The sequence below is a fragment of the Marinoscillum sp. genome, from assembly GCF_965229915.1.
Taxonomy (GTDB): domain Bacteria; phylum Bacteroidota; class Bacteroidia; order Cytophagales; family Cyclobacteriaceae; genus Marinoscillum.
The window spans coordinates 773474-791375 of sequence record NZ_CBDDJZ010000001.1 but is presented as its reverse complement, the minus strand read 5'-3'; the positions used below and the strand labels follow the sequence as shown (position 1 = coordinate 791375).

Here is a 17902-nt window from a genome sequence, read left to right as displayed (position 1 = left end):
ACACTGGTCTGAGGAAAGGGTTTACTCGATAGATGGTAGGATGTAGTCTCTCATGATCTGATCCGCTTGTACCACATAACTCGGCCACTTCAGGTACAAACCTTGTGTGATTACGATGACCATGTTCTCCTCTGGAAATACATTGATGTAGTTGCCACCGTCTCCATCGGCAGACAGATAGGTGACCCCATTCAGCTCTCTCAGCCAGAAGTAGTAGCTGTAGTCTCCTGATTCAGTTGTTTGCTTCACGTTCATGCATTCCTCTACCCAACTGGCAGGTACTACTTGTTCACCTTGCCATTGACCATTGTTGAGGTAGGTGATCCCTATTTTAAGCATGTCACGAGGTGTGATGAACATCCTGGCGGCTCCTTCTGGGTATCCGTCCGGCTGAGCTCCCCACCGGTAATTGGTAATCCCTAGTTTGGCATAAAAGTTTGTATGAGCCCATGAGCGGACATCACCTTCCACCATGTTGTCCATTGTTTTGAGGAGCACATTGGGTAAGGCGCTGTTGTATCGCCATTCACTTCCTACGCCCATGTTGGTTCTACTTAGCACAAACTTTGCAAAATCGTCCGACTTCCAAAGTAAGGACAGGTCATTGGATGCCCATTCATCCCACTGGTAGCCAGCGGTCATGGTCAGGTAGCTTTCAAAGTCCACAGCTGCACTTTGCTCATCTTCGAAATGTGCACTGTAGGAGGGTAGGTGGTTGGCTATTTTCTCAGAAGTAGTCAGATTGTTTTGATCCAGAGCGATGCCTACGAGCGTGGAAGTTAGGGCCTTGTTGACAGAGGCTACATAATGAGGTGTGGTGCGCGACCATTGGATAGGAGCCGGGCGGTCGTCTACAGTCACGTTATTTTCGAAGTTGATGGTGTCGTTATTGCCAAAGAAATACTCTTCTAAGACCAATGAACCGTCTTTGTAAACCAATAGGCTGTGTAACTGACGGTACTTGTCCTGCACGGCACCATCCATTAGGTTTTGGATTACCTGTCGGTCCATACCTATTTCTGTTACTGAGGCAGTTGTGATGCCGTCATTGAGCTGAACAGGCACGTGGTAGGAGTAGACAGGAAGCTCTTTTTCGATAAGTTGGATTTCGGTGGGTTTGCCAAACTCGATGTTCGTTTCAAAAGGTCGAAAATTTTCATGGGCTATGGAAATGGCACCATGTTGAGCCCCGCCAATGGTGACTTCTTCAATGTCTGCTAGTTCACCACTGCTAAAAGCAAATTTGCCATCACTGTCAGTAGTGGTCTCAGGCCCATCTTCCAGTACCTGGATGTGTACATTTGGGATGGGCTCTTTGCTGTAAGTATCAATGAGTGTGCCCGAAAGTTTTGGGCCTGAAACATCCTCCTTGCAGCTTACGATCAAGCACAATATCAGTAAAGCAGTAGCGATTCTCATATTCATCAAGTTTGGGTAACGACAAGAATAGTCATTGTCGCGTTTGATGAGTAGAGGAGTGAGTATTTAGATGCTCTTTGCTGAGTTATTGATGTATTGCTGAGGGAGGGACTGGTCGTGTTGATGTAGCAATGATGTATTGTCAGGTGATTAGGCAAGCCTTATGGATTCTAGTATAAGACTAAATAAAAATGCCTCCAGGCCGAAAGGGGTTGGCCTGGAGGCATTTGTTTTCTAGAGCTGCTTGGAATCCAGTTCCATTAACTCTTCTTCCAGTTGCTCTTGTGTCTTTCCAGTCTTTTCCTGGAGAATCCCGATTAACTCTTCGGCTTTTCCTTCAGCCTTTTTCAAATCATCATCTGTCAATTCTCCGTATTTTTCTTTCAGCTGGCCAGTTAACTGGTTCCAGCTTCCTTTCAGTTGTAAATCCATAATTCTAAGGGTTTGTTAAGTTTTTGTTTATTTACTTATACAACGGCCTCAGAATGAGATTGTTATTGATAATTTGGATTAACTAAACTTTTTGAACAGCGTGATGGCATTGTGTCCACCAAATCCAAAGCTATTATTCATCGCTACTTCTACATTGGTTTTTTTCGCCTCATTCGCCACGATGCGCAATCCAGCAGGTATCTCTGGATCCAACTCCTCCAGGTTAATGGTAGGAGGGATGATCCCATCTTCTATAGCTTTAATGCAGAAGATGCTTTCAATAGCTCCAGCCGCACCCAGCAAGTGTCCAGTCATCGACTTGGTGGAGCTGATATGCAGTTTTTTCGAATCTCCAAACGTATTGGTCAGAGCTTTGATCTCACTGATATCTCCTACAGGCGTAGAGGTGGCATGAGCGTTGACATAGTCTACATCAGCTGGGGTAAGTCCGGCTTCATTTAGTGCGTTTTCCATGGCACGAGAAGCACCTTTGCCCTCGGGATGTGTAGCAGTCATGTGGTAGGCGTCTGCAGTCATGGAAGCTCCAACGATTTCTGCATAGATATGAGCGCCCCTTTGTACCGCATGTTCATATTCCTCCAGGATGATCGCTCCTGCGCCTTCACCCATCACAAATCCATCGCGATTCACATCAAAAGGTCTGGAAGCCTTTTCTGGTTCTTCATTGCGTGTGGACATAGCTTTCAGCGCATTGAATCCACCGATAGATGCACTCGTCACTGGTGACTCAGAACCTCCTGTGATGAAGGCTTTTGCTTTGCCCAGTTTGATGTAATTAAAGGCATCCATGATGGACGAGTTGGCCGTAGCACAAGCTGCCACGGTGGTGTAATTGATGCCCATCAGACCAAATTTCATGGAAATCATTCCTGAAGCCATGTTGGATATGAGCTTGGGTATGAAAAACGGACTGAAGCGCGGTGTGCCATCTCCTGTGGCGAAGGCACCTACTTCCTGCTCGAAAGTATCCATACCACCTTGCCCAGATCCCCAGATCACGCCGATATCAAAAGGATCCATTTTTTCCAGGTCCAATCCACTGTCTTTTAGTGCTTCAGTGCTTGCATAAAGTGCGTACTGGGTGAATGTATCGGAGCGTTTGATCTCGTTGCGATCTAGCACACCCGTAGGATCAAATCCCTTGAGTTCGCAAGCAAACTTGGTTTTGAATTTTTCAGTATCGAAATACGTGATGGGCTTGGAGCCAGGCACACCATTGATGGCGTTGGTCCAGGTATCCTTTAGATTATTGCCAAGAGGAGATAGTGCTCCCAGGCCAGTTACTACTACTCTTTTCATGCTTCTTTCTTAGACGGGTTATCATCAAACCAGCTTGCAAGATAACTCCCAAACCCAGATTTATACCGTGTGTCTGGTTATTTAAACGTCACGTGAAAGGTAAGCTGTTGATTGTCAGTCAGTATCGAATGGATTGGAAAACTGTGGATCAAATGGCAAACTCTGATCAGTCAGTGTTCTAAGAAAGGCCACCAGTTGCTCCCGTTCATCCTGTGAAATATTGAGCATTAATGGTTGTCCATTTTCATCTTTCAAAGCATGGTCCAGATTAGTGGTCAGTAGCATGCCATCACTGTAGTGTTCAATCACACTGTCCAGATTGGCAAAGCGACCATCGTGCATGTATGGTGCTGTTAAAGCAACATTTCTGAGGGATGGAATTTTGAATTTACCAATATCTTCATTCAATCCAGTTCTTATGAATCGACCTTTGTCATCTGGGTTGGTTTCTAATCCAATATCAGCAAACCCTCCATTGTTAACCTTTAAATAGCCTGAAGGATCATTCACCTGATGACAGGAATTGCAGTCATATTTAGTAAAAAACAGCTCAAATCCTTTCAATTCCTGCTCATTGAGCGTTTCATTTCCTTGAAGAAATCTGTCTAGTTTCGTGTTCTGAGATTGCAGACTCAATACAAATGTGGAAAGTGAATTGGCAATTAAATCGGCATCAGCTTCAGAGCCATACACTCGTTGGAAGGCATCTTGATAGTAATCCTGTGCCTTTACTTTGGCAACTAATTCGTTTTCATCTGCCAGTCCATGTTCATTGTGATCCAGGAATGGCATAAGCACCATTTTAGCCAGGATCGGTTCACGACCATCCCAAAACAGCGGAGTGGGGCCAATAGAGTCCTCTACAAATCCCGTGGAATCAAACACAATGGACCCTTCGGCAGTGATGTTTTGGATGGGCATGGAGTTTCTTTTGGTCATGCGTCCATGCACTCCTACGCTCAATGGTCTATTATCGGCAAATCCAGCTGATTGTTGATGACAAGAAGCGCAAGCAATAGAGTTGTCAGCTGAAAGCTTGGTATCATAGAATAGTGCCCTGCCTAATTGAAACTCATCTTGAATTTTTAATTCGGATGGGTCAGGAACGTGTTCTTCATATTTGACTATGTCCTGGCAAGAGACGAACGCACCAAGAGCGGCGAGGCAGAGTAGTAGAGGCTTTTTCATTTTTGGTCTAAATCAAGGTAACGAACTTATAGACACCAAACTGACCTAAATAGTTGGTTAAGAGAAAGGTACGAATAAATCTACATCGCCGCAAGAGCGCTTGATTAGGATGCCGCTGTTTCCAAAGAATTGATTTGTTTTTGATAGGCTTTGGGTAGCAATATTTTTTTCAACAAATGATCCAAACCGACATTTCTACTCAGTTTGTAGATCGGGATCAGTGGTTTGAGTAGAGATTGCTTTCGAATCTGGAGCAGTTTTCTTACGTACTGCGGAGCCACTAAACTGTGTGCTTGTTTGAGAATATGATATCTGACAGTTCCAAGATGTTTCTCATACTGCGCAAAGAGGTCGGTAGTGAAATCTGAATACAGCAGGTTTTGCATCAAATGGGTTTGCCTGATGACGACCCATTCATTGAAGGTATTGGGTAAATCAGTGATACCCATACGCTGACCGACAGCACGAAACACTGCAAAAACTTCTTTTTCTTCTTGGTATGTGAGCTTTCGTTCTAAAATGGCATAAGCTCTCATGGAGTAATCGATCAGCATGAATAGCACATCTCGGTAAGCCCATTCTGGAATCTTGCGACCTCTGGCTGATTCCACCTCAGCATGAATCGCACTCATGGAGTCTATGGCCCTGTGTGCTGCTGCTTTTTCAGAAAACACGATGGCCTGGGCATAGGAAACGGTAGAAAAAAGTCGCTGAAGTGGATCAGAAGGAAGGCGACCTGTGAAGTACAGCCAGTCCACGGCTTTGTTAAGCGCAAACTCTGCTGAAGCCCCGGCAAAAATGAGCATGATGACGTCAGCACTGCCCCAGATCTTTCGTACGATGGATTTATGATTTACGAAGTATTCCATATGCTTTATGAATCAACAAATCTAAAGAATAATTCGTAGTACTTTGAAATACAAAGTAACTATTTTCAATTCAAATGTATTTCTTGAATGGTTGCCGGACTAATGTCCTTAAGTTCATATCAGAAAACCTGATTTTAAGACCTGATAGGATTGTCGGTTTCCACTGCTGTAGGCTCATTCCCAGTTCGATTTCCACAAATTCAAACAAATGGTATTGTGCGAGTACGCTTGGTAATGCTGTGATTCTTGGACCGTTGATACTTCCCGCTCTTAGATTGAAGAGGATGTCTGCCTCTTCCTGTCTCAACAGTGGTATAGAAAGGTAAGCTCCATATCCATTAAAAGTCTGGCTGCCTTCATCCATATCCGTGGCTTTAGAACCTTCATTTTGCCTGGGATCATTGTGAAGGAATCCACCGATCTCCATTCCTTTTTTCAGTTCCAGTCCTCCGGCTACTCCAAATTGAAAATGAGTGCTTGTACGTTCGGCATACGTTCGGGCGAAGGGTCGTTGACCATTGGCCTCAACGAGATAAATGAGCGTAATGATGAGTGTAATGGCGGAAGCTTTCATGGTAAGTTTGGTTTACCATACAAAAGTCTCTCCCTAATTGGTCTGATGTTAGCGTGAAATTCGGAATTCGAAAAACGCAGGAATTACTCATTGCTATGCGTGATTCCCGTATGCGCAGATTCTTTTTTCAACTCATATGGTTCCTTTTTTCATTTCCTTCACGGCATAATCACAGGCTCTGGCAGTCATGGCCATGTAAGTGAGTGATGGATTTTGAGGAGGAGAAGAGGCCATGAAGGAACCATCCGTTATGAACAGGTTGCTGATATCATGTGATTGATTCCAGCCATTCAATACGGAGGTCTTTGGATCTCGACCCATTCGTGCCGTACCCATTTCATGGATCACCGAACCGGGCATCCAGCCATAGTCAAATGGGCTTACGTTCGTCAGGCCACTGGCCTGCAGCATTTCCACAGCGGTGGCCTGCATGTCTTTGCGCATTTTCTCTTCGTTTTGACCATAAGCCATATCTATTTCTAACAGAGGCAGGCCCCATTTGTCCTTTTTGGTTTTACTCAGTGTGACTTGATTGCTGTATGCAGGTAGTGTTTCACCATATGCTTCAAAGTATGCCCACCAGTTACCAGGTCTAGTGAGGCTTTCCTTCCATTCGGCACCAATGCCCGGTTGATAAAAGCCACGTGTCCAGTCTTCACGGCCGGTGTAATTTTCAAAGCTGAAGCCTCGGACAAAATCTTTTTCCTGACTCCGGATATTTCTAAATCGTGGAATGTACACGCTGGCGGGTCGTTGGCCATAATAAAATTGATCCTGAAGTCCTTCAAAACTGCCAGTAGCACCGATTCCGGCATGGTGGTCCATGAGGTAATGTCCCAGCGTTCCACTGGAGTTGGCCAACCCATCAGGAAACTGCTCATTGGCGGATTGCATCAAGATCTGGGCACTGGCCAGTGTAGAAGCATTCAAGAAGAGGATTCTGGAGAAATACTCAGTGGATTCCCCGGTTTCTGTATCAATGACATGGACACCTTTTACTTTGTTGGTGTCTTTGTCATAGATGAGTTTTGCCACATTGCTGTAAGGGCGAATGGTCAGGTTGCCAGTGCGGGCAGCATCAGGTAGTGAAGCGGAGTTGCTGGAGTAGTAAGCTCCAAACACACAGCCACGGTGGCAGAGGTTCCGGTTGTGGCATTTGGTGCGACCATTATGGTTTTCGGTGAGTATGGCCATACGCGAGATGATCAGTTGACGCTCGGCAAATTCCTCCTTGATGCGTTTCTGAAGGTGCTTTTCAAAGACATTCATCTTGAAAGGGGTCATAAACTGGCCATCTGGTAGCTGAGGGATTCCGTCTCTATTGCCACTCACTCCTATGTAAGACTCTATATAATCATACCATGGAACTATATCGGCGTAGCGTATTGGCCAGTCGATACCTATACCATCCTTCAAAGGTGCTTCGAAATCATAGTCACTGAGGCGGAACACATGCTTGGCCCACAACAGCGAACGTCCACCCATGTGGTAGCCCCGATACCAGGTAAACGGCTTCACCTGCTCATAGGGATGCTCACTGTCCTTGACCAAAAAGTGCTTCATGTTTTGCCCAAACAAATACAGGTTTTTTTGGACTTCATAATCGGCTTTTTCCTTCTCGGGCACCATGTTGCGCAGTGGCACATCCCATGGGTCGGTGTTTTCAGTGGGGTAGTCTTTGATATGCTCTACCATGCGTCCTTTTTCCAGGACCAGTACTTTCAGACCCGCATGTGTGAGCTCTTTGGCGGCAATTCCGCCACTCATTCCAGATCCAATGACTATCGCGTCATAGGTGTTTTGTTCGGTGCCTTTTCCCAGGATGTTATAAGTCTGCATCGTTATTGGGTTAAAATCTTAAAGCGGTATTTCCGTAGTTGAGGGTGTTTTCATCCAGCTTGGTGTCACCCTGGTAGTCACCGGGTACTGCTACGTAGTTGGAAGCGACAGTTTCACCTTCTTTGGAAGTAAAAAAGCCGATGAGCGTGTATTTTTTGAAGGCCATGAACCAGGCGTCCTCTTCATTTCCAGAGAAGGCTGATTGGTCAATGGTTGTTAGTTCTGCTCTTGGTTCCTTTGCTTGCATAGCTGACACTAACTGAGACAACCCTTCTCTCATGACCTGCTGCTGGTCCCTGGTTAAGCATTTGGCGAAGATCTCATCCAAAAACAGGTGGGTATTGGTGGAGCTTGCCGCTTTGGAGTTGGTTTCGGGCAAGATCAGATCTATGGCTTTGATCACAGCCGCTTGTTCCTCCTCGGTAAAGAAAAAGGTGGAGGCGGAAGTCTCAGTAGGAGCCGAGCAGCTGGCCATAAAGCCACTCAAAATCGATGGGAATAAAGCGTGAGTTGAGGCCAGTCCCAGGCTTTGAAGTGCTTCTCTTCGTTTCATCAGGTTTGGAGGTTAAATGCTTTATCAAATTAGCGAAAAGTCTCCAATCGGCAGGGGCACAATGTGATGGGATATGGTAAGTTTTGTCTGCAATTTATTGGTTTAGAATCGTTCCAAGGTGGATTGGTACTAACTTGAGCCTGGTAAATCAGTCATTATGTCCATTTCTGCTGAGGAGTTGTTATCACAAACACTCAATAAACAGGCTTTAGTAACTTTCATTACTTCGCATCCTAGTGAATTGTCAGAAGTGGTGCGAATTGCTCAAACGACCACCTTGCCGCAATGCTGGAGGGCGTGCTGGATGCTGTTTCACTACTGCGAACCGAATGACTCCCGATTGAAACCTTTTGTCGATGAGTTGATATCGGCTATTGAAGGTAAGTCGGATGGACATCAGCGTGAATTGATCAAATTGATTTCGAAAATGGAGTTGGGTGAGGATCAGGAAGGAGCCATGTTTGATCAGTGCATGGGTGTCTGGGAATCGGTGAAGAAGATCCCCTCAGTGAGAATGATGGCCTTTCGATTTATCATGAAGGTGCTGCAGAAGTATCCCGAATTGGTCAACGAAGTAAAGTACATCGCCCAAGATCACTATGTGGAGACTCTCTCACCGGGAGTCAAAGCATCCGTCAGCCGGCAAATAGAGCGGATACTCAAGTAAGAGCTACTCGCGCACATTGAGGCGATAACCGATCGCTCTTAGGTTCTCGATTTTCATTGATGCATCTGATTGTAGGTATTTCCGTATTCTGGAAATGAAGACATCCATGCTTCGGGCGACAAAGAAGCCGTCTTTTTCCCATACTTCTTTTAAGAAAATATCACGCTCCAGCACCTGATTTGGGTTTTCGAAAAAGAGCTTGAGCATCTGGTTTTCCTTGTAAGTAAGTTCAAAGGTGGCTTTACCCACGGTTAGTTGTTGGTTGTGAAAGTCAAGAGTGCATCGACCCAGTTGGATAATCGATGGGTTCAACTCAGTACTGGCAGATTTCCGAAAAGTGATCCATTGAGACGCAATCCAAACCAACAGAATAGCCAGACCTATTGCGAAGCTCCACAAATCGGATTGACCGATCAGGAAGTTGTTTCGAGTAGGAAACATCACCGCAAAATTCTTTTGCACACCATCTGATTCGATAACTGGTGTAATGTCTTTTGGAGATTCACTGGCTTTTTTCTGAGTCACGTAGATCAGTGAGTCATCAGCAGCATTGTACACGCCAATCTCATAATCCAGGTCAATGTTGCGCTCTGCGAATGCTTTCTCAATGAGGGTGTCAACTGTCTTACTTGTCACGGCTGTTTTGCTGGTCACGTAGAAGTAATTGGCGGACTTCTTTTCGACCACCACCTGTCCGGAAATGGTATCACCAGCCTCATACAATGCTGCCGATATGGTGTGGTCAAAAGTGGTCGCATTCGCATCATATGATTTGGTAAACCAATAAGAATGAATGCACAAAACGATAACCAGTGCAAAGCTCCCAAGGATGATTCGATGTTTCAACACGCTCTTTTTTAAGGTTAAAAATAACTGGAATGCAAGTCACAATGAAGGTCTGTGCTCATTTTAACATTCGTTTAACACTTCTTTACACTGTTTAACCCTCTTTTGTTGCGCTCTCGTCTAGGCTTGTGAGATGAAAACACAAGCATTTCTTCGCCGCAATGGCGCATTTGTTCTGGCGGCCACATTGCAGCTAGTGGCATTGATCCTTATGTCTTTAGATCCTGAACCGCATGGTTTTGGAGTACTCACGCTGTGGATAGCACCACCGATGCTATTTCTTGGTTTGGCTTTACCAGTTTGGGAGCTGAGCAATCGAGTTTCGATTAGCGAGTTGAAGGACTCCATAAAGACCAATTTGGTGCATTGGCTTGGACTGGTACTGGTGGTGTTAGTGGCTTTTATTACTTACCTGACGACACTGGAGCCTACTGCGTCTCTCTGGGACTGTTCGGAAACGATAGCTGCGGCTTACAAGCTGCAAGTACCACATACGCCAGGTACTCCGCTGACCTTGCTGCTTGGTCGGTTGTTTTCCATGATGGCCCTTGGAGAGGTCACTGAGGTCGCCTGGTTTGTTAATCTGATGGCTGGTTTCTTTTCTGCATTGGCCGTCGGATTGGTTTATCTGATTACGGCATACTTTGGACAGCACCTGGTAAGATCCAACTGGGTAGTATCGCTTGGAGCAGTAATCGCTGCCTTGACGCTCACTTTTTCGGATTCTTACTGGTTTTCAGCCGTAGAGGCAGAGACCTATGGACCTTCCGTTTTCTTCATGGTGTGGCTGATTTGGTTGACCATCAAAGGGAGGACACTGCAAGGAGAACACAAGACAAGACGAATTTATCTGCTCAGCTATCTGATAGGCTTGGCCTATTGCATCCATCCCATGAGTATTTTGATTTTGCCAGTGTGTTTTCTCATTTGGCGATTCCGTGAGCCCAATCAAAACTGGAAACAAATGGCACTTTCTTTTGGGCTGGGAGTGGCTGTAATCCTCTTTGTGAGCAAGGTAGTAGCTGTCGATCTGTTTGAATGGGTTTTTCAGGCAGATCTATTAGCTGTCAATCACCTGTCGTTGCCTTTTTATTCTGGAGTGTTTTTGGTCTTGGCGGTGCTTTTGGGGGTTGGTTTATGGATTTGGAAGCGGTATGAACGCTTTCGAGTGCCATTGCTGGCATTGGCTCTCATCATTGCAGGTTTTTCCCCTTATCTGATGCTGTTTGTTCGCTCCGCGAAACTCCCACCCATCAATGAGTTTTCACCCAGCAATCTGGCCAAGATCAAACCGTATATGAATCGGGAATCGTATCCGAGTAGACCGCTGCTGTACGGTCCTTATTTCGATGCGAGCATTGTGGACATGGAGTACAAAGCTCGGTCTTATCTGAAACAAGCAGATCGCTATGAAGCCGTTGGAGAGGTACCTGGTTATGTGTATGAAGCAGATCGACAAACCATCCTACCTCGGATCTACAGCAATGAACCCAATCACGTACAGACCTATCAGGATTGGACCGGCTTGTCTGAAGGAGAGCAACCTCGCTTTTCGGATAACCTGAAGTTTATGCTTACCTATCAGTTGGGACACATGTATGGGAGGTATTTGCTCTGGAATTTTGCGGGTCGAGTAAGCGATGTGCAGCATACCGGTTGGCTGAAGCCATGGGAAGGTGTGGCCGATCGGTCAGCGATTAGTTACAACCGAGCTGCTAATCAGTACTTCATGATTCCGCTGCTTTTAGGATTGATCGGTTTGTTTTTTCAATTCAGAAAGGATCGTAACTCCTTCATTGCTAACCTGTCTTTCTTCTTGATTACGGGGCTTTTGCTTACCATTTACCTTAACGGAACTCCAAATGAACCAAGAGAGCGGGATTACATCTATGTAGGGTCGTATGTCGCTTATTGCATTTGGATTGGTATGGGAGCTATGTGGCTGGGTAGCTTGTTGGGTGAAAGAAAGTATCAGTATATCGCAGGTTTCCTGTTAGTGATTCCGGCATGGATGGCTTATCAAAACTGGGACGATCATGATCGAAGTGACCGCACCTTTCAGGCACAGTACACCCGCAGTATTCTGGAGAGCTGTGAGGAAAATGCCATTCTGTTTACAGGAGGTGATAACGATACCTTTCCGCTTTGGTACTTGCAGGATGTCGAAGGCGTGCGTACCGACTTAAGAGTAAAAGTGCTGAGCTATTTCAATGCAGATTGGTACATTGATCAACTGAGTAGACCGTACTATGAGTCGCCGGCTTTCCAACTAACCATGAAAGAAGGAGATAATGAATACGGTCCTTACGATCCCGTGTATGTGCGGGAGCAAACCAAATCAGCCATTGACTGGGGTAAATACATGGCTGCCTTGAAACAACGAAATCCCAAACTATTGATCAAAGGCGCAGGGTCGGAACTCTACTTCATTCCTTCACGATCCATCAATGTACCCACCAGCAAGGGTACCCTACACGTACAACTGAGTGGTTCGTACCTTCCGAAAAGTGAGATGGCGATTTTGGATTTGATTTATTCCAACGATTGGGAGCGACCCATCTATTTCAACTTCACTTCCATCAATAGCCTGAGTATTGATTTGAAACCTTACGTGGTGCAGGAGGGGCTAGTTTATCGCTTAACACCGAACAGGCATGAGGGAGAGATTCCGCTGGATCAGGAGCAGACTTATGAAAACCTGGTGGAGCATGCAGACTTTACCAATCTCTACAATCCATCTGTTTACTTCAACTATGAAGATTATACTGCGCGAATGATCAATCCGTTGAAATTTTCTTTCAATGAGCTGATTCGCAGTTATGCCACTGCGGGAGAAGAAGAGAAAGTAAAGGAATTAAGCGAATATGCTTTAGATAACCTGTATTATGAGCATTTGGAACCTTCCTATGCAGACATACAGTTGAGTCAGTTTTTGAAGTCTACTGGTCAATCTGAGAAGTCAGAGAAACTGCTAAGAAGAGTACATGCACATCAGGAAGCCAAGATTAAGCGTCAGCTGGCTTTAGGCACAGCACCCTCAAGGAACGATTTATTGGTTTTGCAAGAAACCGTACGATTGCTCAACGACTCTGGGTCGACCAGGGCGTATGAGCGGTTGGTAGGCCAATTGTCGGCTAAAGGATTTTGACAATAAGGTCAAAAAAAGGCCAGCTGCTGTGCTGGCCTTTATCAATACTTTTCGGATCAATCGAGGTGATAGATTTCCATAATGTCGCTCATGATCTGCGCATAGTCTATTTCCAGGTCAATAAGCTTACCAGAGTGAATGTCGAAGACCCAACCATGGACGGTAATTCCGCGATCGCGGTAGGCTCGCTGTACTTTGGCTGTTTTACAGACATTGATACATTGTTCTTGCACGTTGAGCTCAACGAGTCGTTTGTACCGGGCGTCTTCATCTGTGATGGAGCTTAATTCTTTTTTGTGCAATCTGTAGACATCACGGATGTTTCTAAGCCATGGGTTGAGCAGCCCCAGATCCTGAGATTGCATGGCGGCTTTGACCCCACCGCAGTAGTAGTGTCCACAAACCACAATGTGATTTACTTTGAGGTGCAAGACCGCAAAATCAATGACTGACATAGCACTGAGGTCGGTGTTGGGCACCATGTTGGCAATATTTCTATGGACAAACGCATCACCTGGAGACACACCCATGAGCTCTTCAGCCGTCACGCGACTATCAGAGCAGCCTATGTACAGGATTTCTGGGCTTTGTCCTTTGGAAAGATTAGCAAAATAATCCTGATCAAGGCTCAATCGATCTTCTACCCACTTCTGATTGTTTTCAAATATCTGTTTGATTTCCATTTGTGCTTTTTTCGTAGTTTCAAGTGATATTATCAAAAGTAGCCTGATTTCACAAGATATTCATGGACTAATGACGTTATGGGTTGATCAGAACGTAAGATTGATTTCCATTTGAATTAATAATGATACTAATTACATGCTCAATCCATTTCATCCATTCTGGTACTCTTTAGGTGTCATGCCGAATTCTGCTTTAAAGCATTTGGAGAAATAGGAGGCACTGGAGAACCCTACCTTGTACATGGTCTCACTTACGTTACCTTCATTGTTTTTCAGCATTAGGGAAGCCTTTTTGATTCGATATTTTTTGATGATTTCTTGAGGGGAGTGCCCAGTTTGTGCCTTTACTTTTCGGTAGAGGTGGGTGGCACTCAGTCCGATTTCCTTGCTGATCTCTTCTACTCCGAAGTTGGGTTCACTGATATTGGCCTCTATCAGGTCCATTACTTTTTTCAAGAATTTCACATCTCGGTTGTCCTTATGATCAGACTTTTCCTGGAGAGTCATGAATTCGCTTCTGAAATAGTTGGTCAGCTCCTGTTTCCGGCGGATGAGATTAGTAATATGCGCCTCTAACATAGGAATCTCAAAAGGTTTGGTTAAATAAACGTCCGCTCCATGTCTGATGCCTTCTAACTTATTGTTTTCCAGACTTTTGGCTGTTAAAAGAATCAAAGTGATATGACTTGTTTTGGGATTGCTCTTAATTCGTTTGCAAAATTCTAATCCATCCATTATTGGCATCATGATGTCTGAAATGATCAATTCCGGCATAAAGTTGTTAGCCTTACTCAATCCTTCTTCTCCGTTTTCCGCGGTTACGAAGTTGTATTGATGCGCCAGGCTGGTTCGGATAAACTCAATGACATCACGATTGTCTTCTACCAAAAGGATGGTTGGCTTGTCAGAGTCTAGGTCGAGTTGATAGGCCTTCTGACCTTCGTGATAAGCATAGACTGAGCGGGTTGCTTTGATATTGATGGATTCTTCCGAAACCGTATCAACCGGAAGATGATTCTTGCCAAGCGGAAGTTTAACAGTGAAAGTGGTGCCCTCATTGACTACCGATTTGACCTCTATTTCACCGTGATGCAGTTCTACATATTCAGCTGCCAGTGTTAGACCAATTCCACTACTTGCGTCGATATTTCTTCCGTCTTTGGTTTGATAAAAACGATCGAAAATGCGCTTCTGATCTTCTTCTGATATGCCTACTCCAGAATCTTTTACAGCTATGGAAAAGGCACCTTCTCCAAAGGCTTCCGGATCGACCCAGAGGTTAACTTGAATAGCTCCGCCATCCCTGGTAAATTTCACCGCATTGGAGAGCAGGTTGAATAAGACGGTCTCTAGCTTTTCGGCATCTACCCAGACGATTTGTTCATCCTGCTCGCTAGAGAACGAAAAGTCGATTTGATGCCTGTAGGCTTGATCTGAAAACAGATCGAATACCTCCCGGCAAAAGGCAACAAGATCCAGTGGCGACAAGTGAAGCTGCAGCGTTTCCGTTTCTAGTTTGTTAAAGTCCAGGATTTGGTTGACTAGTTTCAGTAGCCTCAGACTGTTTTTCTCGGCCAGAGAGATCAATCGTCGACTTTGCTCATCGAGTTGACCTTTTGCCTGCACTTCATGAATTGGAGGTAATATCAAACTGATTGGCGTTCGTAGTTCATGTGATATATTCGTGAAGAATTGCTCTTTGGTCTGTTCCAGCTCTTCGGCGTGTTCTTTTTGCAGCTTGGTGATTTGCAATTCATTGCGAAGACGGACCCTAGCACTATAGAATCTCAACCCGAATAGCGTGATTAATGCGGCTAATACCATATAACCAATCAAGAAAACGGGACTTAATAGAAGAGGCGGCTCAATGACAATGTCCAGAGTGGCTTCATCTGTAGACATGACTCCAAAGTTGTTACTACCTCTCACTTTGAATCGGTAGCTACCGGGTGCCAGGTTGGAATAAACCGCGAAGTTCTTTTGTCCTGAAACGTAATTCCAGTCTTTGTCGACACCTTCCATTTGATAGGCGTATAAATTCATGGATGGTTGCCAGAGATGCAGTGCGGAAAACTCGAGGGTGACAGATCGCTGGTCGTATTCCAACTCTATTTTATCTGTGAAGCTGATATTGTTTTGAAGCACCACCCGTCCATTAAGCTCATCGCCAGGAGAAATAATGCTATTGTTGATTTGCAAGCTTGTAATGAAGACTTCAGGTTGAAACCTGATAGGCTGAGCTTGATCCGGATCCACCGAAATATAGCCATTGTCACCACCGAAAAGCAGGTGACCTTCTTGTGTTTTGGCTGCACATCCGTAGTAAAAACTTTTCAGTGGCAAGTCTTTGTCTAAAGGGAAAATGGTTAATTCATCATCTGGTGATAGGCGGTGTACCGAGGTGTTGGAAGTACTCCATATATTGCCTGAATTGTCTTCTATGATGCTGCTGATGATCACATCAGCTCCTGTGATGATCTGGTGAAAGCTGCAAGAGTCGCTTAGGGTGTTGTATTGGATTAACCCATTGACTGTGCCCGCCCAGACATCACCAGATGATGAATAATACAGACTATAAATCATGCTGGATCCAGAGACTTCAGTAAAAGCGGGTACGGCTTGTTTTTCCTTTGTTTTTGCGTCAATTCTGTAGAGTTGATCGAATTCAATTTTCCATAATTCCTCCTCGCCAAACACTACCTTTTCAGAAGGTCCAAGGATGTCCGGTACCGGTTGAAACTTGAGTTGTTCTGTTTTTTGCAGATCTCCTTGCACTTCATAGAGGCCGCCTTCCCACGCACTCACCCACATGTCACCTTTAGGTGACTGAGCAAACTGGGCTATGTAATTGGATGTAAGTCCGTTGGAAGGGTTAGCCGTGAGGTAACTCATTTCTTGAGTTTGTGTGTTCCAGATATTGATTCCTCCAGCTGTACCAATCCAAATTCTATTCAGTTGGTCTTTCTCTAAAGCAAAGACATTATTCAGCAACAGTCTACTGGATACCTCAGAATTGACATCAAAAATAGTGCGTTCTTTACTCGAAGTATTTACCTGGATGACTCCATCTTGTGTTCCCAGCCATAGCTCATCCTTGCCATTTGGAAGGATGGTCTTCACCTGATTGCCAATCACTTGCTGACCGGATAGACGAGAAACTTCATGGTAGGTATAGAAGCTGCCACCTCGATTGATCCTGCTAAGTCCATTAGAGGTTACCAACCAGATGACTCCAGCTCGATCCTCAAAAATTTGCCAGATGACATTGTTGGCTATGGAGTATAGCAGTTTCGGATTGTGAAACTGCACATCCAACTCTCCAGAAGATGGGTTATAAATATTTAGACCAAAATCTGTTCCAAGCCACAGGTTGGATCGTTCATCCTGATAGATGCACTTGACCACATCATTGCTAAAGTTCTCTTGTATTTGAACGCTCGAATAGTCTTCGATACTGACTTTATACAAGCCAATTTCAGTACCAACCCATAGGTGTGAGTCCACGGGCTTTATATCCAATACCAACAGATTATCAGGGCCTGCTTTGCTGGTGCGCTTTAGGTCAATTGTTTCAAATCGACTTTCCTGTGCGTCCCAAACATTTAACCCATCGTAGGTACCGACCCAAAGTCTTCCAGTATGGTCCTGGTAGAGCGATCGGATGGTGTTGTGACTCAGTTGGTGTTGTTCACTAGAAAATCTCTTGTACGTATTTTGATCCATGTCATACAGGTACAAGCCTGAACCCGTCCCGATCCAAAGGTTATTACCTGATTTACTCAGCGCTCGAATCGCCAACTCCTCACCCAGATCTATTCGAGTTACTTCAAATGTCTTCAGATTCAGTTTGCACAGACCATGCCAGGTACCTATCCACAAAAAGTCACCATCTGCAAGGAGCGTACTCAGTTCGTTTGAGGGAAGGCTTTTAGGGCTTTGATTTTTTTTGAAAATCTGGAATTGATAGCCATCGTATCTAGCAAGTCCGCTACCCGTCCCAATCCAAATGAAGTCATACTGATCTTGTTCGATGCATGCGATGATATTCGATGGCAAACCATCCCTGACGGACAGATTAGAGAAAAAGGTGGTCGTTTCCTGAGAGAAGGCACTTCCCGTGAAGACGAGCCAAATCATGAAAAAAGTCAATTTGTTGACTGTAGGCATTTGTCGTTTGTCTAGTCGCTGAATTTTCAATCTAAACACATTAGATCATAAATTTTCCAAATAAAAGGTGTTTGAAGAAGCTGATTTGAACATTTTCTTTAGGCATGTATTATTTGTGCTAATCTGTGTAAGATAGTTTTCCATCCCATGAATCGGCCCTGTCTACTTTTAGCGATACAAATCAAACCTAAAAAAGT

13 protein-coding genes are annotated in these 17902 nt (G+C 44.8%); 2 read left to right on the top strand and 11 right to left on the bottom strand.

Features of this window, described 5'->3' with window-relative positions:
• Positions 1–21: 21 nt before the first annotated feature.
• The 8 genes from ACO067_RS03335 to ACO067_RS03300 all read right to left on the bottom strand — a co-directional run bounded on the left by ACO067_RS03335 (position 22) and on the right by ACO067_RS03300 (position 8194).
• A complete protein-coding gene (locus ACO067_RS03335; protein ID WP_421870791.1) occupies positions 22–1425 on the bottom strand; it encodes a serine hydrolase in 1404 nt (467 codons plus the stop codon).
• Between the two features lie 228 nt (positions 1426–1653).
• Positions 1654–1851 carry a CsbD family protein gene (locus ACO067_RS03330; protein WP_421870788.1) on the bottom strand — a complete coding sequence of 66 codons (198 nt, stop codon included), beginning with the start codon at positions 1849–1851 and terminating at the stop codon, positions 1654–1656.
• Positions 1852–1929: 78 nt separating this feature from the next.
• Positions 1930–3171, bottom strand: a complete 1242-nt coding sequence (gene fabF / locus ACO067_RS03325) for a beta-ketoacyl-ACP synthase II (protein WP_421870785.1) — start codon at positions 3169–3171, stop codon at positions 1930–1932.
• A gap of 114 nt (positions 3172–3285) precedes the next feature.
• Positions 3286–4359 (bottom strand): cytochrome-c peroxidase, encoded by a 1074-nt coding sequence (locus ACO067_RS03320; RefSeq protein ID WP_421870783.1) that lies wholly within the window; start codon positions 4357–4359, stop codon positions 3286–3288.
• A gap of 104 nt (positions 4360–4463) precedes the next feature.
• Positions 4464–5228 (bottom strand): oxygenase MpaB family protein, encoded by a 765-nt coding sequence (locus tag ACO067_RS03315; RefSeq protein WP_421870781.1) that lies wholly within the window; start codon positions 5226–5228, stop codon positions 4464–4466.
• 70 nt (positions 5229–5298) lie between these two features.
• Positions 5299–5802: a hypothetical protein gene (locus tag ACO067_RS03310; RefSeq protein WP_421870778.1), complete on the bottom strand. Its 504-nt coding sequence runs from the start codon at positions 5800–5802 to the stop codon at positions 5299–5301.
• A 132-nt stretch (positions 5803–5934) separates the two neighbouring features.
• Entirely contained in the window at positions 5935–7641 is a 1707-nt protein-coding gene (locus ACO067_RS03305; RefSeq protein ID WP_421870775.1) for a GMC oxidoreductase, read from the bottom strand.
• Between the two features lie 10 nt (positions 7642–7651).
• On the bottom strand, positions 7652–8194 hold the full coding sequence (locus ACO067_RS03300; RefSeq protein ID WP_421870772.1) for a gluconate 2-dehydrogenase subunit 3 family protein: 543 nt from the start codon (positions 8192–8194) through the stop codon (positions 7652–7654).
• A 157-nt stretch (positions 8195–8351) separates the two neighbouring features.
• Between ACO067_RS03300 and ACO067_RS03295 the strand changes: the two genes are divergently transcribed.
• Positions 8352–8861, top strand: a complete 510-nt coding sequence (locus tag ACO067_RS03295) for a hypothetical protein (protein ID WP_421870768.1) — start codon at positions 8352–8354, stop codon at positions 8859–8861.
• A gap of 3 nt (positions 8862–8864) precedes the next feature.
• Here ACO067_RS03295 and ACO067_RS03290 read toward each other — a convergent pair whose 3' ends face one another.
• Positions 8865–9707, bottom strand: a complete 843-nt coding sequence (locus tag ACO067_RS03290) for a winged helix-turn-helix domain-containing protein (RefSeq protein WP_421870765.1) — start codon at positions 9705–9707, stop codon at positions 8865–8867.
• Positions 9708–9840: 133 nt separating this feature from the next.
• Here ACO067_RS03290 and ACO067_RS03285 point away from each other — a divergent pair, with 133 nt between their 5' ends.
• Positions 9841–12855 (top strand): DUF2723 domain-containing protein, encoded by a 3015-nt coding sequence (locus ACO067_RS03285; RefSeq protein WP_421870763.1) that lies wholly within the window; start codon positions 9841–9843, stop codon positions 12853–12855.
• Between the two features lie 56 nt (positions 12856–12911).
• Here ACO067_RS03285 and ACO067_RS03280 read toward each other — a convergent pair whose 3' ends face one another.
• Together ACO067_RS03280 and ACO067_RS03275 are read right to left on the bottom strand one after the other, a co-directional pair.
• A complete protein-coding gene (locus tag ACO067_RS03280) occupies positions 12912–13538 on the bottom strand; it encodes a carbonic anhydrase (RefSeq protein ID WP_421870760.1) in 627 nt (208 codons plus the stop codon).
• A gap of 150 nt (positions 13539–13688) precedes the next feature.
• Positions 13689–17675: a two-component regulator propeller domain-containing protein gene (locus ACO067_RS03275; RefSeq protein WP_421870757.1), complete on the bottom strand. Its 3987-nt coding sequence runs from the start codon at positions 17673–17675 to the stop codon at positions 13689–13691.
• Between the last annotated feature and the right edge of the window lie 227 nt (positions 17676–17902).